The sequence below is a fragment of the Halobacterium sp. NMX12-1 genome (assembly GCF_040435975.1).
Taxonomy (GTDB): Archaea; Halobacteriota; Halobacteria; order Halobacteriales; family Halobacteriaceae; genus Halobacterium; species Halobacterium hubeiense.
Genome location: NZ_CP159204.1, coordinates 861,911 through 885,056, shown reverse-complemented (window position 1 = coordinate 885,056; position 23,146 = coordinate 861,911). Strand labels below are relative to the sequence as shown.

The following is a 23,146-nucleotide window of genomic DNA, read 5'->3' as shown; positions in this document are numbered from 1 at the left end:
GCGTATTTCGGTGTGTTATTTTTTGATTGATGAGCGTTCAATTTAAGTCACATATCACACTATCTGTCGATAGCATGACCCATGACGTATGGGCACGCTCATCCCCAGTACATACTTCTCGGGACGCCCTCTCTTGCTCCTCAACTTGTGCCTACCGAACGGTCAGCAGGTATTCAATCTTTCCTTTCTTGGCCGCAACTAAATGATCTTTCAGCTGTTTAGTCAAGCACGCCCTGAGTGAGGTGACACAGACCTGTTCACTGTATTAAATAGTATAGACATCGAAATCAACACCTCAAGCCAGCCCTCACCGACATTACTAAACAGTGAACAGTTCGAAGCGCAAATTATTGTTCCGGTTTACCTGCCAAGACCCGCAAGTTCAAAGATTACGTAGCGCAGAATTCAACTATGGATATAGATAGCCCTTTCGAAGGACCCCCCGAAGACACTCGTGAGGAGATCCTCCGAGCAGCCTTTCTTGTTCTCCAAGAACACGGCTACAGTGGTCTGTCAATGAGCCGTATCGCCGACGAAGTGGGACTCCAAAAAGCGTCTGTCTACCACCACTATTCAGATAAAGACAGTCTCCTGCTCGCACTCGTTGATTACGTCATCGAGGAAATGAAATACCGAATGGTTCAACAGGAAGATGGTGACTCTCTTCAGCAACTACAGTGCTTCATCGATCAAGTCGCATTTGGGCGACAGATGGAGGGAGAGCTAGCAGGATTCTCGCCACCATCGGAGGAGACACTCCGAGTGTTCATTCAGATTCGGGCACGGGCAACCCACGATGACGCCTACCGAGAGAAGATTACGGAGATTACGCGTCTCCAGCAGGACCACATTGCGGACGTCATTCAAGCGGGGATCGACAGTGGCCAGTTCGCTGATGTCGATGCGGAACGCGTGGCGGCGGTTGTCTCAACGCTTTTGATCGGTATTTTCTCACGCCGAGTTACGACGAACGCAGACGTGGAACCGGTCCGCGAGGCGATCCACGCCTATCTAGAGACGGTTCTGGTGAACTGAGTCGCCGGCAGATTGACATCCGCCACCGATGACGAGAGGAGCTTCCGCACTGGTACCACTGCGATTCCTCCCCACCGCAAGCGGCGGGGTTTCCTCGCTACCGCAAAAATGACCAGCAGAGTTTTTCCCCGCGAGCGCGGAGTCGGATGTATGGATTCCGTTCGACGGGCCCTTCGCGAGGGTGAAATTTCGAAAGACATGTACGAGCGCTTGGAATGTGTGGACTGCGAGGAACAGTTGGTCACGAAGAACGAGCCCGACGAGGTTGGCACAGTCCGAGCCTGCCCGGAGTGCGGAACGAAGTGGCGACAGCTCCCCTGATCACGGCGTCCTTTACCTAACCGCTCGCCCGGTCAGACTGGAGACAGGGAGTTCAGGCCGCCGTTCGGACACCTAGACGGCTGCTCGCCCCCATCCAAGGGGCCGACAGTACGCGTGTTCGGGCAGCCGATGAGACATTGACGTCACCGACGGGGGACTTCTCCGGCCGAGACCAGCCCCGGTCGCGGTATGCTCACGCACCGGGAGAGGGCCCGCTACAGACTCAACTCGTGATGGGTGTGATCGATCCCGCGGTTAGCGCCAGCCGCCCCCATGTGTGCGATGGCCCACTACTGACGCAGCACGGCGCGAAAAGCCGCTGCAAGTGGCGGGGCGATCTGTTCGCCGGCACTCCAGAAGCACACCTCCTCGCGAGGGGCCTGTGGCGTTGTAACCCCGATCAGGACTGCGCTGTCATCGACGACCAGAAGCCGGGTGCAGTTGTCCGCAAACGCGGCCGGAGGATCGATGTGCTCGAAACCGATCGTGTCCGCGGCCAGTCCCGGTCGACGCTCAGCAACGGCAGTATCAGCCGGTGCAAATACGGAGACGGTGCAGCCGTCTGTGGCGGTCGCCTCAAGAGCGTCAACAGCGGCGCTCGGGAGAAACGCAGCAGCAGTGACGTAGTACTGAACCCGGCTGTCCGCGGATTCGAGGAAGTCAATAGCCTTCTGATTGGTGTTCTGCAGTCCTTGCACCCGCCAGATTGAATCCGATTCCCCCTGTTCAGGCCGAGCATCTGCCGCCCGGATCGCTTCCAGTTGGTTCACCATCTCCGTCGTCTGTCGAGCAATCCGAGAGCGTAGCAGTTCACCGGCTGTACTCGGGGAAACAGCCCGGAACTCTTTGGGGTTCGCGGATTGCACGTTCACCAAGCCAAGCTGTGCTAGCTCATCGGTTGCCCCGTACACCTGCGAACGTGGGACGTCAGTAACGGCGGCGATGTCGCTGGCCGTTGCAGGGCCAACCCGCTGTAACCCGACGAAGGTCTCCGCGGCGTACGTCGATAATCCCAACTCCTTGAGCGTCTCCGTCAGGGCGGTGTCGTCCATAACGACATCTAGGAACCACACTGCTAAAAGTCGTGGTTCACAGACGCTCGCAATCAGTCCGTGGTTCGGAAGCGGCGATAGCCGATCCAGCCAGCGCAGGCACTAACGAGGGCGAACCCGACGAGTGGACCGGAGAAACCGCCGGCGATACCGCCGACGAGCGGAATCTGTTGTGCTGCCTGAACGCCGCCGTCGGCTGCGGATGGCGCGTTCACAGTCGATACGTCGTCGATGGTGCGGCTGTGCTGGTTCGTTTCGCCGCCGGTCGTGTAGCTACTCTGAAGCGTGACCGGCGTGTTTGGCGGAACGTCAGCCGGAACGAGGGCGGTCTGGGACGTGGCAGCGCCGACAGTACCGAGACCGGCAGCTGGGAGCTGTGTCTCACCTGCTTGGCCGACGATCGTGACGTCGTGTGCGGGTGCATTCCCCAGATTAGTGACGCGGTATTGCAGGTAGCGGGAGTCGTTTTGCTTGACATCCTCCCCGCCCTGAAGGGCGAGGATTCCCGACCGCGTTGGGATATTATGGTTTACGACGTAGCCTGTTCTTGAGGTGCGAACGCACCAGTTTCTTTGTCAAACAGGAACGTCGATGGCTGTGCCAACCAGCCGTTACTCCTATCACCGCCATCCGTGACGGGACTCGGAGATACGTTCTGTCGAATGTTCTCAGCACCGTTCACGTCCGCGTTCGCCACCGTATCACACGAATCGCAGACGTACAGCCCACGCTCAACACGGTTTGCGTCACGCTTCCGACCACAGCACGAACACGACTTCGACGTATCCCGCTCAGATACTTCTTCAACCGAGATGCCTTCCATCTCGGCCTTGTATTCGAGGAGGTCGGTGAAACGGTCGAATGCCCACGAGTGCAGGTCAAGGTTGCCGTGCTTGCCCCAGTTCTTCGACTCGCCGTTCTCCTCATCCTCACGGACACCGGAGAGATCACCCACGGCAATCGTTCCAACACCCTCGTCAACACACCGCTGGACGATGTGTTTTGAAAGAGTGTGGAAGTAGTGGGTACGGCGAGCCGACTTCTTCTCGTTCAGTCGCGTAGCCTGCTCGGAATCCGAATCGTCACACTGAGCGAGTCGCTTGCTGAAGTAGTAGTCATCCTGCTTCAGGCAGTTCAGCGGATACAGTTCGCTGTGACCGTCTTCGTAGGCGAGTGCGGCGAAGTTGTTGATGCCGAGGTCAACACCCACTGTCTTCTCGCCGGGCGATTCGCTCACTTCGACTTCGACCTTGCAGACGAAGTGCAGTTCCCACTCGTCACCAGTCCAAACGGATCTGACTTGTTGAACGTTCTCCACGGTGGAGAGGTCAACGTCGGGACGGATCTGGTACTCGCAGAGGACGAAGTCGGACCAGTATTCTTTCAGGTTCGACCCTTTACTGAGTCGGACGCGGTTGTACTGGGTGTCGAGCTTGAAGCCTTTCTGTTTGAACGTGACCGTACTTCGTGGGTGGTCGTCGCCGTGCTTGCGGTACTTCGGCGGATTCGCTCTCGTGTCTCCGTTGCGTCGTTTACCGTACCAGCCGTTGAACGCCTCAGCGAGTTCTTGAAGGACTCGCTGACTTGACTGAGAATGCAGGTCATCGTAGCGTTCGTGCGACTTGAGGTACGAGGTGAGTTCGGTGTGACTGGGAATGTGGCCTATCTCAGACCACACTCTGTCACAGACCCACCGTCCGACGTTCCAGAGTTTCGAGGCTGCGAACCCGAGCGAATCAAGGTCGTCGGACACCTGTTGCTGGTTCCGTATGGAAGCAGTGTAGGTTCGGGTGACGACCTGTTTCGCCATACGTAACCTATGTCGATAAGATTAGTTAATAGTGTGGATTGGCGTGGAATATCCGGCCCTGCTCTCGAACGTGGTTAGTGAAAGGTAGTGTCGGATTCATCCCCGCCCTGAAGGGCGGGGCTTTCTCCTCTCACTTCCGTAAGAACTGTCGCATCCACGGCGAGCTCGGAGCGGAGTTCCCGGACGGGGATCGAACGCGTAGTCTCGACAGTCTCTGCCTCGGCGTCGAGGACTGCACGGAGTGTGAGGTTACCGGCCGCAGCTGGCTGGATTTCGAAGGAGAACGTTGTCAGGTTCCCAGCTGCAAGGGTCGGCTTCAAGCGCGTCTCCGTGTCAAGAGATTCGTTAACAGCGTTCAGCCGGACAGACAGATCCGAGAGGTCAGAGTCGCCACCGTTCGAAACAGTGACGTTGACCGGGACGGCTGTGTTAGCGACGGCAGTATCGGCGTCGATGTCGAGTTGGGGTGCCGGCTCTGGGTCGTCGCTCGTCGGCTCGGAAACGCTGACGTAAACCGGGTAGTCGATGGTGTCGATCACTTCGACGGCACCGCTGGAGTTCGTTTGCACACCACGAACGGTGATCGTCAGGTGTTTTTCGCCAGCCGTATCGAACGTCGCCCGAAGCGGTACGTCGATCGACTCGCCAGCCCCGATCGTGCCGAGGTTGTCGACGCTCGAGAACGTCTCACCAGTCGACGCGGTTACCACTACTTCCGTGATTCGAAAGCCGCCCTCGCTCGCGCTCGAGTGACGGATCGTCGGCGTGATCGTAATCGTGTCGCCGGTCTCGGGGTCGTCATCGGAAACGGTCGTATCCGAGATCGTGACGAAGAGGTCCGAGCCCCCGGTAGCAGCTCCCGTACCGACGGCCAACGAGAGGCAGAGAAGTGCGACCACGATCACCGCGGATCCCGTTCGTGACGATGGAATGCTGATGTCCAACATCACTATTTAGGCCAACCTAAAACGGTATAAGCGCTTTGTTTTAGGCCAGCCTAATCATGTGGTGGCTGACAGCACGCGGCGACGGCGAGCAGCCACACCAGGAGTCAACTGTTTACGCGCTCGCGCGAAACACCATCTATGCGCGTCGCAGCCATTGGTGTCGGCGGTGCAGGCGGACGCATCGTCGACGCCCTCCTCGAAGATGACGACTCGCGAGACGTGTCGTATCTCGACGGTGTATGTGCCTTAGACACCGATCAAGCGGCTCTCGCCAACCTCAATACCGTCCCCGAGAGCGCACGGCATCTGTTCGGGCAAGTCAAAACCGGCGGGAGCGGGGCGGACGGCGATCCAGAGCGCGCTACAGTGGCATTCGAAGCCGACCGTCTCGAAAGCCGACGCGCCGCCGAAGACGCCGTCAGTTCCGAGGCCGCCGCGACCGTGCTCATTGCATCGCTTGGCGGTGGCACCGGCGCTGGCGTCACCGCCAAACTCGCAGGTGCACTTCAGGAGCTGTACGACCACCCCATCTATGCGGTCACCATCCTCCCTGCGTCCCATGAGGCGATTCCCGATAAGAACCCGGCGCGGGCGCTCCAAGCAGTCGACAGCGCGGTCGACGCACAGATCGTCTTTGACAACGACGTGTGGCTCGATCCGGACGACGACATCACAGCTGTCGCTGGAGAGCTAAATCAGGTGCTTGTGGAGCGACTCGGCGCGCTCTTCAGCGCGGGTGAAGTTACAGCCGCCGATACTGTGGGTCAGCGCGTCGTCGATGCCAGCGAGATCATCGCCACGCTGAACGAAGGCGGATTAGCGACGATCGGGTACGCCGAGCAGCGCCTGCAGAGCGAGCAACAGTCCGGCCTAGAGTCGATGCTCGACCGCATTCGTGGACTCGTCGGGGCGGCTGACGGGACCGTCGACGAGATTACAGCGATCAAGGGCGTCGAAACCACGCTCCGACGGGCGACGCGGGGACGCTTAACCTTCGACTGTCCGCTGGATGGAGCAGCAAGCGCGTTGCTAATCGTCGCCGGCCCACCGGCATGGTTGCACCAGTCAGCGATCTCGGACGGACAAAGCTGGCTAGCCGAGGAGATCGGGTCGGTGCAGCTCCGCACAGGCGACAATCCGCTGCCGGACAGCGATAGCCTGGGCGTCCTCGTGGTGTTCGCAGGGGTCCGGGACGCACCACGGATCGAAGCCCTGCGAACCACCGGTCAGTGAAACAACCCACCGGCGACGGCGAGGCCAACTCCCCACGATGACGGAGATACGAGGCGAAACTCCCGCCCTTTCGGACGGGGCGGATGTCAACGGGGTTAGTCTGCTATCCAGTCGGGTTCTTCGATATCGGTGTCGTTGAGCTGGCGAACGGTCGCAGTGAGCGTCGTTTGCATCGTCTGTTCGCCCTGCGTGTACTCGAATTCGCCAGTGAACTGACGAATCCGGCCACGGTCGTCAACGGCAACGGTACCCGAAAAGGCCGTAACCGTGGTGTTTGCACCCGTCGAGTTACGGAACGAGTGCCGAAGTGCGTCGGTGCCCGCGGTCTCATACGCCATCACCTCATCGCTGTCAAACGTGTGGGTTCCGTTGCGTTCGAACGTAGCATTTGGCGACACGTACGTGGCGATCGGTTGCACGCCGCGCCGTGCGGACGTGACGTTGACAGCCTGATCGGACTGTGAAACACGCGTTTGATTGCCGTACTGGAAGCGCTGTTGGGTCCGGGTTTCGTCCGTGTACACGGTCGTGTTGGCGAACGAGTTCATCGAATGCTGGAGATACCGCTGGGCGCCGGGGTCGACCCGATATTCGATGCGAGAGGAAGTCTCGCCAGCCTGTGTGGTCGCAACGACAGTAGTGAAGCTCGTGTTGTTCAACGCAGCCGCGTGGCGGTCAATCCGGTCATCCGTGATAGACACGGTTTCAGGATACTCGGATGTCGTTGCGGGTGAGTTACCCAGGCCGGCGCAACCGGCGAGCAGTAACATACCAAGTACTGCGACAGTAAGGAGTGGACGACGACGCATACGTGCAGTCGAGGCGCCGGGGAGAAAAGGGCTTGTACTTGCGGCTAGGCGGCGATCCGGAGCGTTGCCTCGTGACTACCTAGTAGAGTGTCTCGCCCGAGAAGCGTGCGGCCACGTGCCGTGGCTGTTGCTGTGGTGGCCGATGTCACGTCGGGAACTGGCGGGTGTGGCTCCACGTGGATGAGAGCGAGCGCGCTACCAACGACCTCGTTAGCCGCGGCGTTGTTGATAGACTGCGCCGCCGATGCCGACTGCGGTGAGCCCCCCGATAGCGAGCGCATGCTGACCGAGGAACGAGAGCAGGCCGCCAAGCAACGAAGACTGGTTTGAGCTGCTCGGCTGGATCGGGTCACCAGATTCGACTGCCCCCAGCGTGGTACCGCTCGGCGAATCCGTGCTACGGTCGGTGGACTGTTCGGTGGGGCGAGTCAGAGGGTCAGCGGGTTCAGACTGGGACAGCTCGAGCCGCCGGGTGTGTTCGGTGCCCGTCACGTCGAGAACACGGACGCGGACCGCAGCGGGGTAGCTCTCGGCGTCGAGGCGCTCTCTGAAGGTGAGGTTTTCAGTGACACCGCCGCTGTAGACGGAGTTAATATCGATCGTCTCCCCGTCCGGGGTGAGTGTTTCAACCCGGACGCGAGTAATCTGGCCGTCAGAAACCGTGCCGGCGGCCTGGACTGTGCGCTCGTCGACTGAGCCGGACAGCGAGCGGTTGAACTGGATTTTGGGCGTGACGAGCTCCGTGTAGTTGACCGAGAGTTGGCGGGTTGTCGTCTGGCCAGCCTGGTCGGTCGCAAGGAGTGTGATGTTGCGTGTCCCATCGAAGACGTCGACAGTCGGGGAGATGACTTTGCTGATTGCCTGGTTGGTCGGCTGGCGCTCGGTGTAGAGATACTCCTGGCCCGATCCGTTGGCCGGGCCGATGCGGAGGCCGACGGATGCCAGCCCGACGCGGTCAGTTGCCTCTGCGTCAATGCGGACGGCCGAACGCGTCGCGACAGGATACTGTTCGAGGACGCTGATGTTCGGGGGGTCCGAGTCCTCGACGCGAAGCGTGGTCTCGTAGTCGCGAATGTGACCGAACTCGTCGCGGAGCTCGATGTTGAGAGTGTTCACGCCGCTACCGACATTGGGTTGTGTCGGCCCAAGGCGAAGGGTGCGTGAGATCGTCTGATTGGGCTCCGTGATCTCAATTTGGGTGTCCGTGTCCCGGGGTTCGTTGCCGTACTGATAGCGGTACTCGTGTTCGATGATGACCTGCTCGACGTTCGACTGGTCGTGGATGCGCCCCCGAAGCTCGACGCTTGATTTGTTCAGTGTGTACGTGTCGTTAAGTTGCTCGTATGTTCCATTCGGCCCGACGAATCCAGCTGAGATCGGTGATTCGAATGTCATCAGTGGGGCCCCCGAGTCCTCGATGACGGTCGCGTCATACGTGGTCGTTCCCTCGGTTGTCCGAACAACGACCGAGAGGTGGTGGGTTCCAGCGTCAAGGTCGAGCGTCGTCGTCTCGGAGAACGTGCTCGAATTGGGGACGTACGAACGGCGGGTTTCGTCGTCGACACGGACGGAGATGATCTCGATCGTTGCGTCAGCGGCGATAGCCAGGGTTAGCGCCGGGTCGTTCGTCGTAGTGATCGTCTCGCCGGCAGGGAGGAGTGTGTCCCCGACCGTGACTGAGATGTTCGGAGCGGCTGCCTGCTGGCTGTAGCTGTGTGTGTCGTCGGCGGCCGGGTCAGCGACAGTCTCCGGCTCCGAAATGGACGCGCTGACGGCTGGGACTGCGATGGCAGCGACGCAGAGAAGACTGACGAAGAGCGCGCCGAAGCGACGGGAGCGGTTCATTAGCGGCCTAGTTGAGGCTACTGCACATTGAAACTATGTTTTTGTTGGCGAAGACACCAGGCACGCAGAAACCACTACAGAGCTAGCCAGTGGAGTGTTGCTCGCAACATTTGACATCCTCCCACCCCTCCCGCTCGCTATGTGTGCATCGATGCGGCCAGCGACAATATCGACTTCGTCGAAGCTGTAGCGAAGCGTATCGCTGCCGCGTGAGCGAAGCCGGTGGTTGCCGGCCGGACGGCAAAGGATACGTTGAGTTGTCTGCGACGACGCACACGGACGCACCGTCAGTCTGGCCAGCGACAGCCGTGGCCTCGGTCGGCAGACACCGGATCGAAGCGGCACGGCTGTCCCGGAGCGTAGCGATAGGTGTTCGCCCGCAGCGTAGGGGCACACCAGGCGGCGCCTGCTGGGGATGGAAGGCGAACACCCATCAGCCTGGTGATGGGAGCCACCGCCCACCCGGAGGCCGCGTGGGCGCGACAGGTCAATCACAGGACACACGGCCGGTCGTCGGGCAGGCGGGGCAACAGAGTGTAGCGGCGCTCGCGTTCTAAGTGTTTGGATTCGAGCGGCCATCCAGGCAGACGCCAGCCCAAGAGTAGCAGGCAGAACCGCTCTCGTCACCGAAACGGCCCGAGTCCGATGCGGAAGAACTACCGGCGATGGGTCACCCTCGAAGTGCAAGCCCATCGTGGAAACGCCGTGGCTGACGGACCCAAATCAACCACGGAGGGCCTCAACGGGTGATTCGTTTGCGGCCTTCCACGCGGGATACAGCCCGCTCAGGACGCTCGCGCCGACCGCAAACGCGAACCCGTAGACGAGATAGCGAGCGCTGGCCCATGCCAGAACGCCCATCGGGTCGCCCGTGAGCGCGCCGAACATGAGAAAGCCGATCGCCAGCGACGCGAGCGCGCCGACCAGGCCGCCAAGCGTCCCGAGGAACGCCGCCTCCGTGAGAATCATGCGCAGTACCTCACCGCGCCGGATGCCGACGGCGCGCAGCACGCCGATTTCGCCGCGGCGTTCGACCGTACTCATCAGCATGACGTTCAGGATGGCGACGCTAGCGACAATGAGCGAGATCGACCCAATTCCGAGCAGCGCCAACTCGAGGGTGTTCATGAACCCGCTGATGCCGCTCTGGATGTCGGCGCTGGTGAAGATGCTCAACTGCACGTCCTCGGTGCGGCCGTAGCTGTTGAACGCGGCGTCGATCCGGTCAGCGATCGCCGCCGTGTCGTCGCTCCCCGCGGTGATAATGGTCACCGAATCATAGTGGTCTTGCTCCGAGAGCGCTGACAGCGGCAACACCAGCTCGCCACCGCCGCCCGCCCCGAAGCTGTTCTCGGACTCGAGTAATCCCCGAATACGGTAGAGTTGGCCGTCGTATTCGACCGGGTCACCGAGTTCAAGCCCGAGTTCCTGGGCCGTCGTATTCGAGAGTAACGCTCCGGACTGCAGTCGCGGTGGCGCCTCACCAGCCGAGACGGTGTAGAGCTCGTTGGCTTCGGTGACGCCCGTAACGCTGACGCGGGCGTCTTGGCCACGGGCGGAAACGTCCGTATTGTTGGTTTTCTGCTCGACAACGGCTGCGTCCGTGACGAGCGCCTCGATCTCCTCGAGTTGTTCCTGTGTGACGCCGTCGTCGGGGTTGTCTTCGCCGGGCGTGATTGTCACCTCGTTGGCGATAGTGCCGAGCTGGGCGGTTGCCTGCTGGTTGATGGCGACGCCGGCCATGCCCAGCGACGCGATCGACATCACGCCGATGACGATGCCGAGTGCCGCGAGTGCAGTGCGGACGCGGTTGCGGCCGAGATTCCGCCACGCCATCAACACGCTGGGGAATCGGGCGAGGATGCTCACGAGCGGACCACCCCGTCGACGAGGCGGACGACGCGGTCGGAGAACTGTTCGAGCTGTTCGTCGTGAGTGATCGAGACGACAGCGATGTTCTCCTCGTCTTTGAGTCGCTGCATCTCCTCGAGAATCGTGCCGCCAGTCGCCTGGTCGAGATTCCCGGTTGGTTCGTCTGCCAGCAAAATATCGGGTTTGTTGATGAGCGCGCGGGCGATGGCGACGCGCTGTTGCTGGCCGCCCGAGAGCTGTTTGGGGGTGTGTTGGAGGCGGTCGCCAAGGCCGACCCGCTCAAGGAGGTCGATGGCGCGGTCGTGGCGGTCGACGGTGGTGTCCCACATCGAGGGAAGTTCGACGTTCTCGACGGCGGTCAGCATCGGCAGCAGGTGGAATGACTGGAAGACGAAGCCGAGCTTGGAGCGGCGCTCTTCGGTGCGCTCGTCTTCCGTGAGGTCGGTTACGTTCCGGCCGTCGAGGGAGACGGTCCCTTCGGTTGGGGAGTCGAGCAGCCCGATCATGTTGAGCATGGTGCTCTTGCCGGAGCCGGAGGGGCCGACGATCGTGACCATCTCGCCACGGTCGGCGTGGAAATCCACGCCTTTTAGCGCTTCGACGGTCTCGGCACCGCTCTCGTAGCGTTTCACCACGTCGTCGAGTTCGATGATGCTCATGAGCGACGCCAGCGGTAGGCAACGATTCCAATGCCGACGAGGACGAGGACGCCGACCGCGAGTGCGGTCACCGGGAGGCCGCCGAGTGGCGAGCTGCCGGACTGTGGGCGGGGATCGCTGTCGACAGTTAGGCCCGCATTCGTGTCGCTCACGTCGACGGTGACGGTTTCGGAGAACTGCTCGCCGTCGGCCGAGTAGTTGACGCGGACGGGCACCGTCTCAACTGGGGAGTCGGCGGTGACGGTGAGGTCGAAGGTAGCGAACTCGCTGGTTTCGACGGTGCCGACGAAGTAACCGCCGTTCGCGGAGAGCCCCTCAGCCGCGGCGACGTCGATGAGCACGGCGTTGGCGTCGGCGCCGCCGAGGTTCGACGCATCACCGCTGATCGTGTACGTCGTTCCTCGGGCGGTGGTTTCGATGGCGGTCAGCGCCATGTCGGCGGCACGCTGTGGGTTGTATTGGAGCGTCGTCGCCGTGCTTCGGCTCTGGTATTCGTCGATGAGCGTGTACTGGGCGCGGACGGTGAGTTCGCCCGCGGGGATGGTGTCGCCGTCGAACGTGACGGTCTGTGATTGGCTGCCGGAGACGTTCGAGAGAGGGGCGCGGTCGACGGTCTCTCCCTGCGATCGGAGCTGGATCTCGCCGGATTCGACGGGGACGGTGCCGTACTGCGTGAGCGTCGCGGCGACGCCCGTCGAGCCGTTCACGGATTGGGCGCGCGCGGAGATGTCGACGTCCGTCGAGCGGTCGTCGACAGTGAGATAGACGGCTTTCTGGACGACGAAGACGCTGCCGTCGGGGTTGGTGCCACGCGCGGAGACGGTGATGCGACGCTCGCCGGGCGTGTCGAAGGTGTGAGCGAGCGGCACTTCGGTCGAATCCCCGGCGCCGAGCCGGCCGAGGTTGTCCGCGGTGTTGAGGACCGAGCCGCTGCGAATGCTCACCTCGGTGAGTTTCGCGTTCCCGGTCGCCGTCTCGGAGTTCGTAATCGTGGGCGTGAGGATAGTTCGCGAGTCGGTCGTGGGGTTGGCTGGCTCGACGTCGATTTCGCCGATGGTGACGGAGGCAGTCTCATCCGCCGTTTGAGCGGCGACGGGTGCTGCGGCCACCAGCGAGAGCACGACGAGCGCGGCCACAATCGTCGCTGCAGAGCGAGTGACTGCGCTCATTTGTCTCCGGTTAGGTGGCGTGCGACCGGGTGGATGCTGCAGGTCGTCGGCGTTGCGGTGTGGTGGGCCATGTGTTAGGGTTGGGCGGTCGTGTCAGGCTATATGCGTGGCAACGGGTTAGCTTTTTGCCACCCGAAAGGAGGGTGTCGTCGAGCAGTCCGAGATCTACGTGGCGGCCGCTACCGGCGGTTGACTGCCGCCAGTTCGGTTGATGTATCCACGAGCGGCTCACTCGCCGTGGATAGCCGTGAGTTCTGGCGTGGGGAGCAGTGGACGCCAGAGGTGAGACAGCTTGATCGACACTGGGCGTGTTGGTGGCGATACAGCGGGGCTGTGGAGCAGTCGGTCAGTATGCGTGGCAAATACCTCTCCGACAGTCGTGGCGATAGCGCCGTCGCTACGGGGCGTAGCGCGCAAAAGAAAGAATCCGCGTTGAGTCGGGAGACCGCCTTACGGGCGGTCAGGTCGTGATTCGTTAGTTCTGGCGGAGCGCCAGCAGCGCGGCGCCGAGCACGGCAACGAGCGCGATGCCCATGCCGAAGCCGGGAATGCCGCTACCGGATTCGCCACTAGTGTCTTCCGTGGTGCCGGCCGACTCCTCGGTGGTCGTCGGCGCTGCAGTCGTCGACTCCTCGGTGGTCGTCGGCTCCTGCGTGGTCGGCTCCTCGGTAGTGGTCGGCTCCTGGGTCGTCTCTTCGACTTCTTCGACGATTTCGATGTCCTGACGGTCCGTACTGTCACCGTCGTCGGACTCAACCGTGTACTCGCCAGGCTCAACGTCTGCCAGATCCATGTCAACGGACCACTGGCCGTTCGTGTCCCAGTTGTCCGTGCTGGTCACCATCACGGAGTCGCCCTCACTGTCGAGGAGTTCAACCGTGATCGTGTTGTCGTCGGGCATCCGGTTGGTGACACCTTCAACCGTCAGCGTGCCACCAGCCTCAACGCCACTGACCGATTCGATCGTGGTCAGCCCGGACACGTACCGGAACTCTTCGGTGACGATCAGGTCGTCGCTGGCCGTGTCGTCAACCGAGTTCGCCAGAATCTGCTCGCGAACCTGCTCACCGCTACTGGCACCGCTGCCGTAGCCGATGATCTCGGACGCGAACTCATCCGCGTCGTCGGCCACGTCACCTTCACCGAAGGTGTCGTCACGGCCGGAGGAGATGATGTGTGCGGAGACCGTGCCGCCTTCGCTCATGTTATCCAGCGTGAGGTCTTCCGCGTCGAAGGTCCCGTCGTTGTCGACGGAGATATCTTGTGCGTTGACGTTCCCGCGGGAGTCAACGAACGCAACCGTCAGCTCGTTCTTCCCGGGTGCAGTCCCCGACACGTCAACGCTCTCGTCCTCGCTGGCGACCTGGCCGTTGTAGGTCGCGAACGAACCGTTGAGCTCCGTGTCGGTCACGCGAATCGAAACCGTGCTGCTGACCCCGCCGTTGAACTCGGAGGTCGTCAGCGACGCGTTCGGCGATCCGCCGGACGTGTTTGCGTCCTGCACGTCGATGACGCCGAGCCGGTAGGTGCCGGGCAGCGACAGAATGTTGTTGCCGTCGTTGTCACCGGAGAGGACAACGCCTTCCTCTTCGAAGGTGTCGTCGCTGTCAACTTCAATCGACTTCGAGTCGTCGACTTCAACGAGTTCGAAGTCGTTGTTGTCGCGGGCGTAGAGCGCAACGTCGTCAGTGCCCTCGCTAGCCGTGCCGTTGATGTCGACTTCCGAGCCGACAACGTAGGCGCCGCTCGGGCTGTCCAGGGAAACCTCACCCTCGGTCACGTCGAACGACTGGTCGTCGTCCGTGGTGAGCTCGCCAAGCGCGGACTCGTTGACCGTGTTGTTCCCGCGGATGTAGTCGGTGTCAGACGTGTTTGCGGGGTAGAGGTTCAGGTCGATCGAGGAGTCATCGAGGTACTGCGTCTCGATGGACCCGACGCCGTTCCCGTCGTCAATCTCGACGACTGCGTAGGCGTCACCGTCGACGGTGCCCGTGTTGAGCGTGTCGCCGACGTTACGGAAGATCTTCTCGACGTTAGCGTCGTCAATGTTGTCGCGGAAGTCACCGTCTTCGATGGTGACGGCGTGGACGTTGCCTTCCGGACTGTTTTCGACGGTGTACTGGACGTTTTCACCCTGCACAACTTCCTCGGAGGCGAGGCTGAGCGAGGCCGTCTGCGACGAGGAGATCGTCACGGAGACGGTCTCCGTAGCCTCACCGTAGTCGAGGTCGTCGATGCCTTCGACGGTGAACGTGTACTCGCCGGCGTCAACCTGATCCGGGTTGATGTCGAACGTCACACTGTCACCGTTCACAGTGGCGTTTTGCTCGTCGTCGAGGATTTCGTCAGTGACATCGAGGCCGCCTTCGTCTTCGACGGTGAGCTCGAGGTCTTCGGAGTTGTTGTAGTTGTAGTCAGCCTTGACGGTGGCGTCGGATTCGCCGGTGGTGAGCAGACCGCCGCTCACGTCGTTGCCTCCGCCGTTCCGGACTTCCAGCATCGACACGCGCGGCGTCTGCACCGTCACGTTGAACGCGTCAGTGGCGTTGCCGCCGACGGCGTAGGTGCCGGTGGCTGCGTCCTCAGGAATCGGCATCTGGAGGACTTCGCCTTCGCTGGCACCACCAGTCCGCTGAAGCTCAGCGGGCGTAACATCGTCGCCGTCCGAGTCAACAAAGTCGATGTCGTCTTCACCTTGGTAGACGGTCGCCCCGCTACCAACGGAACCTTCACCTTCTGCCGTGTCCCAGCTACTGCCAGGTCCACGTTCGTTAGCTACTTCGTCAGCCGCGGCAGCTCCTGTGAACGCGATGCCGGCTGCGAATACGGAGCCGATCATCAGCGCAGTCAGGAAGACCGCGCGAAGCTTATTCGTTGTGTCTGTCATTATTATCGTTTGTGACTGATTCGGTCAGTCAAACCTGACGTCTGCTTCCACCTGATTCCGCCGAAACGGTGAATCGAGGGTTTTCACAGCCGCCGTTCGGGTAGGGGTACCAGCAACTATGAGCATCCGTTGGTAAATGCTTTCTGTCTGTATCGGCCGCGACAAGCCACCATGATACAAATTACCACGGAGTTGCGTGTGGAACAGATTGCGCCCGATGTCGCAGCGAAACGCAAGAGACACACCGACGGCAGGCGCCAGAACTGATCGCCTGCCACCGGGAATACAATCAAGGACCAAAGAAGAGGCAACGAGCCTGGAGAGCCGACCAAGCAAAGCTTTAACCTGCGGTATCACGGTAGGCTAGGCCATGTCTGCGTGGGAGTGTGGAATCGTTGACTGCGGGATCGTGTTTGACACTGTTGAGGCGTTGCTGGCACACCAGGTCACCGACCACGCGAGCCACGAGTGTGAGATCTGTGGCGACCACGTCCCGGAGGGGTACTTCGCGATTAAGCATGGGTTGCACGAACACACGCGCGCGGAGTACGTCCGGTTCTACGATGCGGATGCAGCAGCCGTCCGGCGCCGCGAGCACGTCCTCGACGCCGTAACCACGGCCGTCGACCCGGCAGCCCTCGACGACCAGCTAGACGACGCCGACCGCGCTCCGCCGACCGACGACGGCGGCACGAACCTACTTTCTCCCTGAGCTAACTACAGAGCGGGCCGAATACGAGCGCAGGCCGCCGACAAGACAGGGAGACGTGAAGCCAGTAGGCAGCCCTCAAAGCACTCGGCTTGCGTCGCCGATAGACGCTGCACACAGTCGAAACACATTAGCCCGCGGACTAGCGTTCGTCTAGGTAATGACCGACGTCCGCGAGGAGACCGCGGCCCTCCTCGACGACGACTCCGAGCTGGCCGATGCGCTTCGGACACTCGTCGAGATCGACCACAAACAGGAGGAGTGGACGTTCGACGACATCCCACTCGGGTCGGGGACGTTTGGCGAACTCGTTGCTCGCGGCATCGTCGTTGAGACGGGCGCTGGGTACCGGCTCGCGGACCGGCACGCCGTCCGCGTGGCGCTCGGGGACGTCGAACCCACAGACGACGACACCGCAGGCCGGTTCCGGGCCCACATATCGCGACCGGACGTTCCCCGGCACGTACTGGCGGCGATCACAGCCTGTTTGCTCGTCGTCGTCGCGTTCCGCGTCTTCGTCTACCCGCGCGTGTTCCGCGGCGAACACGTCGTCCTGCTCGGCAACGACCCCTACTACTACCGGTATCTCGTTCTCTCGATGCTGGACGCCGGCGCCGGCGCCCTCGACGTGCCGGCGAGCATCACGACAGGGGAGCCGCTGCTCGTCGCACTGCTTACGGCTGCTGCACGCGCCCTTGGTGGAAGTTCGCACGCGGCCGAACGCGTGCTCGCGTGGTATCCCGTCGTGGTCGCACTCGGAACTGGAATCCTCTGTTACGCGCTCGCAGTGACGCTCTCCCGGGACCGCCGCGTCGGCCTCACGTCGGTGCTCGTGCTTGCGGTGTTGCCCGTCCACGGTTACCGGACCGCACTCGGGTTCGCGGACCACCACGCGCTCGATTTCCTCTGGCTTGCGGTCGTCGCGCTCGCCGCTGTTCGCACACTCCCCGCACGCGGCCCGCACGCATCAACGTCCGGGTGGCGGTCGCGGCTCTCGTGGGCGGCCGTCCTCGCGGTCGGCATCGCGGCCCAAGCGCACTCGTGGAACGCCGCCCCGCTGTTGTTCGTGCCGTTCGTCGCGTACGCCGTCGTCCGGAGCGGGACACTCGCTCGCTCGGACGAACCCCTACACGCCGACGCGTTGCTCGTTGCCGGTGTCGGCGCGGGTGGACTACTTGCCGTCGCTGGCCACGTGGTGCTCGGCTGGCAGTCCACGAACATCGTCGTCCCGCCCGTACTCGCCGCGATCGCAATGGCGTTTGCCGTCGGCACAGCGGCGCTTACGCGGCGCCTCGACTGGCCAGCGTGGACCGCATCAGCACTCGCAGTCGCCAGCGGCGTGCTCACGCTCGGCGTCGTCGTCACGGTCGAGCCGTCCTTTGGCGCCGAACTCGCGGAGGAGGGGCGGCGGCTCGTCGGCATGTCCGGCAGCGATATCGTCGAGACGAAGTCGCTGTTCAGCAGCGACTACGGATTGTTCGTTGGCCCCATCTTCTTCTACGGGACGGCGCTCCTGTTCGCGCTTCCCGCTGGCGCATGGGCGTTCTCCTACGGGCTCGACCGGGCGCGGTGGCTGTTGACGGCGTCCTACGGGCTCGTGCTGTTCGTCCTCGCAGTTACGCAGGTTCGGTTCACCGGGGAGCTCGCGCTGTTCGTCGCCGTGTTCGCGGGGTTCGCGTTCGTCTACTTCCTCGACGTCGTCGACATCACGGACCCGCCAGAGGTGTTCGCGGCCCGCGACCCGCGAGAGCAGACACCGAGCGTGCGGTCGTTCGCGGTCCCTGAGCGCCGCACGCTCCTCTCGCTGGGGTTCGCGTTCCTCCTCGTGGGTGGTCTCGGCATCATGATGACGCCGGCTCGCACGAACACAATCGTCCCAAGCGAAGACACCTACCGGGCGGCCGCGTGGATGGAAGAGCGCGTCGAATCGCCTGACTGGACGAGCGACCAAGAGTACGTGTTCAGCACGTGGAGCCAGAACCGCCTCTACAACGCGTTCGTCTCCGGTGACTCCCGAAGCTACGGGTACGCCCGGTCGAACTACGAGTCGTTCCTCGCGTCGACGAACGCGTCGACGTGGTACGAGCGGCTGCGCGGCCGGGCAGCGTTCGTCGTGGCTGACGACGACTTCGCGAGCGAGAACGCGACCGAGATACTGGCCACGCGGCTCGCGGATTGGGGTAGCGAAACCGGCCACTACCGCGCGGTCTGGCGCGGGTCCTCGAAGACCGTCTACACGCTCGTCCCCGGGGCGACCATCGTCGGAACAACTACCGCGAACGCGACCGTGACCGTCACGCACGAGGGCACGGTCTCCGGGAAGCCGTTCACGTACGAGCGAACGACGACGGCAGCGGCGAACGGCTCGTACGCGATTCGCGTGCCGTACGCTGGCGAGTACGACGTGGCGGGGTCGACGGTCGACGTCTCCGAGAGCGCGGTCCGGAACGGGACGCGAGTGACCGCGACAGCGTGAGACGGCTATTCGACGGTGACGCTCTTCGCGAGGTTCCGGGGCTTGTCGATGGGGCGCCCTTTCTCGTTGGCGACGTGGTAGGCGAACAGCTGGAGCGCGACGTTCGCGACGACCGGCTCCATCGACCCGCAGTCGGGCACGTCGAAGGTGGCGTCGACGTGGGTGGTGGCGTCCGGGTCGCTGGCCACACCGATGACGGGTGCGCCACGTGATTTCACTTCCTTGACGTTGTTGAGCGTCTTCTTCGCGGCGGTCTCGTTCGTGAGAAGCGCGATGACGGGCGTGTCGGGCGTAACGAGCGCGAGCGGGCCGTGCTTGAGTTCGCCAGCGGCGAACCCTTCGGCGTGGTCGTACGAGATTTCCTTGAGCTTGAGCGCGCTCTCCAAGGCGACAGGGTAGCCGGCGCGCCGCCCCACGTAGAAGAACGCGTCACTAGCCGCATACTCCTGGGCGATCTCCTTGATGTGGGCTTCCTGGTCGAGGACTTGCTGGACGGCGCCGGGAAGGTCTCGGAGGCTTTCAAGCAGCTCGGAGGCGGCCTCCGTCGACATCCCGTTACGCACTTGACCGAGGTGGACGGCAAACAACGCCGCAGTGGCGACCTGTGAGACGAACGTCTTCGTCGCAGCCACCCCGATCTCGGGGCCGGCGCGAATGAACACCGTGTCGTCGGCCGCCCGCGTGACCGTGCTCCCGAGCGTGTTCGTGAGCGCGAGCGTCCGCGTCCCAGCTTGGGAGGCTTCGCGGAGCGCCGACAGCGTGTCCGCGGTTTCGCCGCTTTGCGTGATGGCGACGACGAGCGTCCGCCACGGGTCGCGGCCGCCCTGGAAGTCGTACTCGCTGGCGACGTGGACCGTCACACGGACGTCCGCCTTGGCTTCCAGCAGTTCCTTCGCGAACAAGCCAGCGTGATACGATGTCCCGCAGGCGACGATCTGAATCTCCTCGACCGACTGGAGGTACTCGTCGGGGAGGTCGACGTCGAGGTCGACGCTGGTGGCGAGGTCGTCGATGCGCCCGGAGATGGCTTGTCGGAGCGCGCGCGGCTGCTCGTGGATCTCCTTGAGCATGTAGTGGTCGTACCCACCCTTGCCCGCGGCGTCGGCGTCCCAGTCAAGCGTCTCCGTCGCCCGTTCGACGCGCTCGCCGTCGTTGAAGATCTCAACGCCACCCTCGGTGACGTGGGCGATGTCGCCGTTCTCGAGGTAGGTGACGCGGTTCGTGTACTCGATGAACGCGGTGGCGTCGCTCCCGATGAACGTTTCGCCGTCCGCATGGCCAAGTAGGAGCGGGCTGTCCTCGCGGGCGACGACGATGCCGTCGTGGCCGGCTGCTGTGACGGCAATCGCATAACTGCCTTCGAGGCGACTTGTGGCGCGCTGGACGGCCGTGAGCAGGGAGACGTCCGTGGCAAGTTCGGTCTCGATGAGGTGTGGGATGACCTCGGTGTCGGTGTCACTGCGGAAGACGTGGTCGCCGCGGAGGTCGGCCTTGAGGTCGTCGTAGTTCTCGACGATGCCGTTGTGGACGACCGCGACCTCGCCCGTGCAGTCGGTGTGGGGGTGGGCGTTCTCCTCGGTGGGTTTACCGTGCGTACTCCAGCGCGTGTGCCCGATCCCACAGACGACGCCGTCCCGGGACGGGACCGGGAGATCACCGACCTCCCCCTCGGTCTTATGGATCGAGAGGCCACCGCCGTTGAGTGCGATACCCGCGGAGTCGTAGCCGCGATATTCGAGATTCTGCAGCCCCTGATGGACGATTTTTCCCGTTGCGTTGCTGCCAATGTAACCGGTGATTCCACACATAGTTAGCCTCGCGTGACGTGACTGCCGTCCTCGATTCGGCCCGCGACCCGCGTCGCGCTGTCGACGGTCGCGCCGTTCCCGATGATGGTGCCAGGGACGACGGTGGCGTTCGCGCCGACCGTGACGTTGTCGCCGACCAGCCCGCCGAAGCGGACGTCTCGGTGGACGGCATCGTCAAGCACGACGTCCGCACTGCCACCTTCGACGGTGGTGTTGGCGCCGATCGACGTGTTCGCGCCGACGATGCAGTCGTTCACTATCGCTCCAGCATCTATCGTGCAATCTGATAAGAGTATCGCGTTTTTCACGACCGCGCCGGCGCCAACGCTCACGTTGTCGCCCACGGTCACCCCGCCGAGCACTGCCGCCTGCGGGTGGACAACCACATCGTCCCCGAACACGGTCTCGTCAGCGATGACGGCTGAGTCGTCGATAGCTGCGTGCTGTGGCGGTTCGGGCTCGCGGTCAGCAAGCAGCGCGTCGTTGACGGTGAGGAGGTCCCATGGCTCCGAGACGTCGAGCCAGCGGCCACGGTACTGGACGGCGCGGATCGGCTGGTCGGCTAAGAGCGTGGAGAGCGTGTCCGTCAACGCCTGCTCGCCGTGGCTCTCGGTCTGGCGGATCGCCGCGAAGATGCTCGGGTCGAACGCGTACACGCCCGCGTTGATGAACGTCGACTTCGCGAGTTCCGGAAGCGGCTGCTCCTCGATACTGGTGACGCGTTCGCCGTCGAGTTCGACGACGCCGTACTGGCTCGGCTTCTCGACCTGGGTGACGCCCATCGCGGGGTCGCCGGTCTCGCGGTGGCGTGTCCACACGTCCTCGACGAGCGACGCGTCGATGATGCGGTCGCCGTTCAGCGCGACGAACGACTCACCGACCTGTGCTTCTGCTTGGAGGAGTGCGTGCCCCGTGCCGAGCTGTGGGTCCTGGATCACGTAGGAGATATCTACGCCCCACGCGTCCCCGTTCTCGAAGTGGCGTTGGACGCGCTCGCGGTTCGACCCAACGACGAGGACGAGCTCGGAGACGCCGACGGCGACGAGCGCGTCCACAATGTGCTCCAAGAGTGGGCGATTCGCGACGGGGATCATCGGCTTCGGGCGATTCTCGGTGAGCGGCCACAGCCGCTCGCCTTTCCCCGCCGCGAGCACGACAGCCTGCATTATCAGTTCAGTTGTCGGCCCGGTTCTTATCAGTTACCACGCGCTCGCCCAGCGTCGTCCGCGTGCCCGTCCCGAGCGTCACGCCAGCATTGAGACTCGTGTTGATCCCCGTCTTCGTGCCGTCACCGACGACGACGCCAAATTTCCGGCGGCCAGTGTCGACCAGTTCACCTTTCACCTGCACGTGGACTGGTTCGTCGTCGTGGCGGAGATTCGCGACCTTCGTCCCTGCGCCGAAGTTCACGTTCGCGCCAAGCACGCTGTCCCCGACGTACGCGTGGTGGCTCACGGCCGTCTCCCGCATGAGAATCGAGTTCTTGACCTCGACGGCGTTCCCGACGCGGACGTCCGCCCCGATAACCGTCGCGCCGCGCACGTACGCGTTCGGTCCCACGTCCGCGCCCGTCTGAATCAGCACGGGCCCCTCGATGTACGCGCCGTCGCGAACCCGGGCGCCATCTTCGACGACGACCGCGCCCTGCAGCGTCGCCCCATCCTCGACGTCGCCTTGGATGTCACGCTCGAGTGAGTCGAGCAAGGCGCTGTTTGCTTCAAGGAGCTCCCACGGCCGCCCGATGTCCAGCCACGGCCCGTCGTATTCGACGGCGGTGACGCCGTCGTCGAGCGCCATCTCGAGGGCGTCCGTGAGTTCGTATTCGCCGCGCTCGCTCAGCTCGACGTCCTCGATGTAGTCGAAGATTTTCGGGGTGAATCGATAGAGGCCGAGGTTCGCGAGGTTCGTCGGCGGGTCCGTTGGCTTCTCGACGATGCTCGTCACCCGGTTTCCTTGGAGTTCGACGACGCCGTACGAGCGCGGGTTCTCGACAGGCATCACCGCCATCGCTGTTCCCGGCTGTGTTGCGAGACGCTCGACGAGCGCGTCCGTGACGTAGACGTCCCCGTTCAGCACGAGTGCGTCCTCGTCGACGGACGGTTCGGCCTGGCCAACGGCGTGTGCGGTCCCCAGTTGGTCGGCCTGTTCGGCGTACTCAACCGGGAGCCCTTGATACGTGTCGCCGACGCGGGCCCGAATCTGGTCGCCTTCATAGCCGACGACCACGACGTAGCCGTCGACGTACGGCGCGGCGGCGTCAAGCACGTGCTCGAGGATCGGTTTCCCAGCGACCGGCAGCAGCGGCTTCGGTCGCCTATCTGTTAACGGCCCCATGCGTGTCCCCTGCCCGGCAGCGATAACGATAGCCTGCATCGGCTCGTGTGCAACCTCGAGCTACCCACCCGTAAACGGGGAGGATTCAGCGTGGCTCCCCATTCTGGCCGAACCCTCGACAAGAGATTGCCATCCTCCTCGGGCTGAAGGCGGCGGAATCCCGAGCGGTGGGCGTTTCAG

The 23,146-nt window shown here is 62.9% G+C and carries 17 protein-coding genes; 5 read left to right on the top strand and 12 right to left on the bottom strand.

Annotation, left to right across the window (positions count from 1 at the left end):
* Positions 1-411: 411 nt before the first annotated feature.
* Entirely contained in the window at positions 412-1,035 is a 624-nt protein-coding gene (locus tag ABSL23_RS06095; protein ID WP_353635077.1) for a TetR/AcrR family transcriptional regulator, read from the top strand.
* A 150-nt stretch (positions 1,036-1,185) separates the two neighbouring features.
* Positions 1,186-1,356 carry an HVO_0758 family zinc finger protein gene (locus tag ABSL23_RS06090; protein ID WP_306298089.1) on the top strand — a complete coding sequence of 57 codons (171 nt, stop codon included), beginning with the start codon at positions 1,186-1,188 and terminating at the stop codon, positions 1,354-1,356.
* 290 nt (positions 1,357-1,646) lie between these two features.
* Here the strand turns inward: ABSL23_RS06090 and ABSL23_RS06085 are convergent, their stop codons facing one another.
* The 3 genes from ABSL23_RS06085 to ABSL23_RS06075 all read right to left on the bottom strand — a co-directional run bounded on the left by ABSL23_RS06085 (position 1,647) and on the right by ABSL23_RS06075 (position 5,165).
* Positions 1,647-2,408, bottom strand: a complete 762-nt coding sequence (locus ABSL23_RS06085) for a helix-turn-helix domain-containing protein (RefSeq protein WP_353635076.1) — start codon at positions 2,406-2,408, stop codon at positions 1,647-1,649.
* A 529-nt stretch (positions 2,409-2,937) separates the two neighbouring features.
* Positions 2,938-4,218 (bottom strand): transposase, encoded by a 1,281-nt coding sequence (locus tag ABSL23_RS06080; RefSeq protein ID WP_353635075.1) that lies wholly within the window; start codon positions 4,216-4,218, stop codon positions 2,938-2,940.
* A gap of 74 nt (positions 4,219-4,292) precedes the next feature.
* Positions 4,293-5,165: a CARDB domain-containing protein gene (locus ABSL23_RS06075; RefSeq protein WP_353635074.1), complete on the bottom strand. Its 873-nt coding sequence runs from the start codon at positions 5,163-5,165 to the stop codon at positions 4,293-4,295.
* 138 nt (positions 5,166-5,303) lie between these two features.
* Here ABSL23_RS06075 and ABSL23_RS06070 point away from each other — a divergent pair, with 138 nt between their 5' ends.
* Positions 5,304-6,398 carry a tubulin/FtsZ family protein gene (locus tag ABSL23_RS06070; RefSeq protein WP_353635073.1) on the top strand — a complete coding sequence of 365 codons (1,095 nt, stop codon included), beginning with the start codon at positions 5,304-5,306 and terminating at the stop codon, positions 6,396-6,398.
* 95 nt (positions 6,399-6,493) lie between these two features.
* On the opposite strand, the gene ABSL23_RS06065 is transcribed toward ABSL23_RS06070, so the two are convergent.
* The 6 genes from ABSL23_RS06065 to csg form a co-directional block, all read right to left on the bottom strand.
* A complete protein-coding gene (locus ABSL23_RS06065) occupies positions 6,494-7,168 on the bottom strand; it encodes a hypothetical protein (protein WP_353635072.1) in 675 nt (224 codons plus the stop codon).
* A gap of 249 nt (positions 7,169-7,417) precedes the next feature.
* Positions 7,418-9,052, bottom strand: a complete 1,635-nt coding sequence (locus ABSL23_RS06060; protein ID WP_353635071.1) for a hypothetical protein — start codon at positions 9,050-9,052, stop codon at positions 7,418-7,420.
* A 723-nt stretch (positions 9,053-9,775) separates the two neighbouring features.
* The gene (locus ABSL23_RS06055) at positions 9,776-10,888 is read right to left on the bottom strand and encodes an ABC transporter permease (protein WP_353635359.1); all 1,113 of its coding nucleotides are present in this window, start codon (positions 10,886-10,888) and stop codon (positions 9,776-9,778) included.
* 29 nt (positions 10,889-10,917) lie between these two features.
* Positions 10,918-11,583, bottom strand: coding sequence for an ABC transporter ATP-binding protein (locus tag ABSL23_RS06050; protein ID WP_089649789.1), 666 nt, complete (start codon positions 11,581-11,583; stop codon positions 10,918-10,920).
* Complete coding sequence (locus ABSL23_RS06045) at positions 11,580-12,752, bottom strand: hypothetical protein (RefSeq protein ID WP_353635070.1); 1,173 nt, start codon at positions 12,750-12,752, stop codon at positions 11,580-11,582. Before ABSL23_RS06045 ends, ABSL23_RS06050 begins: the two co-directional genes overlap by 4 nt.
* Before the next feature lie 475 nt (positions 12,753-13,227).
* Positions 13,228-15,639: an HVO_2072 family ArtA-dependent S-layer glycoprotein gene (gene csg, locus ABSL23_RS06040; RefSeq protein WP_353635069.1), complete on the bottom strand. Its 2,412-nt coding sequence runs from the start codon at positions 15,637-15,639 to the stop codon at positions 13,228-13,230.
* A 370-nt stretch (positions 15,640-16,009) separates the two neighbouring features.
* On the opposite strand from csg, the gene ABSL23_RS06035 reads away from it, so the two are divergent.
* Together ABSL23_RS06035 and ABSL23_RS06030 are read left to right on the top strand one after the other, a co-directional pair.
* Entirely contained in the window at positions 16,010-16,351 is a 342-nt protein-coding gene (locus ABSL23_RS06035) for a hypothetical protein (protein ID WP_353635068.1), read from the top strand.
* A gap of 157 nt (positions 16,352-16,508) precedes the next feature.
* Positions 16,509-18,824 (top strand): STT3 domain-containing protein, encoded by a 2,316-nt coding sequence (locus tag ABSL23_RS06030; RefSeq protein WP_353635067.1) that lies wholly within the window; start codon positions 16,509-16,511, stop codon positions 18,822-18,824.
* A gap of 5 nt (positions 18,825-18,829) precedes the next feature.
* Here ABSL23_RS06030 and glmS read toward each other — a convergent pair whose 3' ends face one another.
* From glmS to glmU, 3 genes are read right to left on the bottom strand one after another with little or no spacing between them, the layout of a single operon-like run.
* Entirely contained in the window at positions 18,830-20,632 is a 1,803-nt protein-coding gene (gene glmS / locus ABSL23_RS06025; RefSeq protein ID WP_353635066.1) for a glutamine--fructose-6-phosphate transaminase (isomerizing), read from the bottom strand.
* A 2-nt stretch (positions 20,633-20,634) separates the two neighbouring features.
* Positions 20,635-21,798, bottom strand: a complete 1,164-nt coding sequence (locus tag ABSL23_RS06020) for a sugar phosphate nucleotidyltransferase (RefSeq protein ID WP_353635065.1) — start codon at positions 21,796-21,798, stop codon at positions 20,635-20,637.
* A 7-nt stretch (positions 21,799-21,805) separates the two neighbouring features.
* Positions 21,806-23,005, bottom strand: coding sequence for a bifunctional sugar-1-phosphate nucleotidylyltransferase/acetyltransferase (gene glmU / locus ABSL23_RS06015; protein WP_353635064.1), 1,200 nt, complete (start codon positions 23,003-23,005; stop codon positions 21,806-21,808).
* Between the last annotated feature and the right edge of the window lie 141 nt (positions 23,006-23,146).

Excerpts from the sequence above, each read along its gene's own strand:
- csg (WP_353635069.1), bottom strand. The coding sequence starts at position 15,639 with ATGACAGACACAACGAATAAGCTTCGCGCGGTCTTCCTGACTGCGCTG.
- ABSL23_RS06030 (WP_353635067.1), top strand. The coding sequence starts at position 16,509 with ATGACCGACGTCCGCGAGGAGACCGCGGCCCTCCTCGACGACGACTCC.
- ABSL23_RS06050 (WP_089649789.1), bottom strand. The coding sequence starts at position 11,583 with ATGAGCATCATCGAACTCGACGACGTGGTGAAACGCTACGAGAGCGGT.
- glmS (WP_353635066.1), bottom strand. The coding sequence starts at position 20,632 with ATGTGTGGAATCACCGGTTACATTGGCAGCAACGCAACGGGAAAAATC.
- ABSL23_RS06020 (WP_353635065.1), bottom strand. The coding sequence starts at position 21,798 with ATGCAGGCTGTCGTGCTCGCGGCGGGGAAAGGCGAGCGGCTGTGGCCG.
- ABSL23_RS06065 (WP_353635072.1), bottom strand. The coding sequence starts at position 7,168 with ATGTTACTGCTCGCCGGTTGCGCCGGCCTGGGTAACTCACCCGCAACG.
- ABSL23_RS06035 (WP_353635068.1), top strand. The coding sequence starts at position 16,010 with ATGTCTGCGTGGGAGTGTGGAATCGTTGACTGCGGGATCGTGTTTGAC.
- ABSL23_RS06060 (WP_353635071.1), bottom strand. The coding sequence starts at position 9,052 with ATGAACCGCTCCCGTCGCTTCGGCGCGCTCTTCGTCAGTCTTCTCTGC.
- ABSL23_RS06095 (WP_353635077.1), top strand. The coding sequence starts at position 412 with ATGGATATAGATAGCCCTTTCGAAGGACCCCCCGAAGACACTCGTGAG.
- ABSL23_RS06085 (WP_353635076.1), bottom strand. The coding sequence starts at position 2,408 with ATGGACGACACCGCCCTGACGGAGACGCTCAAGGAGTTGGGATTATCG.
- ABSL23_RS06045 (WP_353635070.1), bottom strand. The coding sequence starts at position 12,752 with ATGAGCGCAGTCACTCGCTCTGCAGCGACGATTGTGGCCGCGCTCGTC.
- ABSL23_RS06055 (WP_353635359.1), bottom strand. The coding sequence starts at position 10,888 with ATGGCGTGGCGGAATCTCGGCCGCAACCGCGTCCGCACTGCACTCGCG.
- ABSL23_RS06070 (WP_353635073.1), top strand. The coding sequence starts at position 5,304 with ATGCGCGTCGCAGCCATTGGTGTCGGCGGTGCAGGCGGACGCATCGTC.
- ABSL23_RS06075 (WP_353635074.1), bottom strand. The coding sequence starts at position 5,165 with ATGTTGGACATCAGCATTCCATCGTCACGAACGGGATCCGCGGTGATC.
- ABSL23_RS06080 (WP_353635075.1), bottom strand. The coding sequence starts at position 4,218 with ATGGCGAAACAGGTCGTCACCCGAACCTACACTGCTTCCATACGGAAC.
- ABSL23_RS06090 (WP_306298089.1), top strand. The coding sequence starts at position 1,186 with ATGGATTCCGTTCGACGGGCCCTTCGCGAGGGTGAAATTTCGAAAGAC.
- glmU (WP_353635064.1), bottom strand. The coding sequence starts at position 23,005 with ATGCAGGCTATCGTTATCGCTGCCGGGCAGGGGACACGCATGGGGCCG.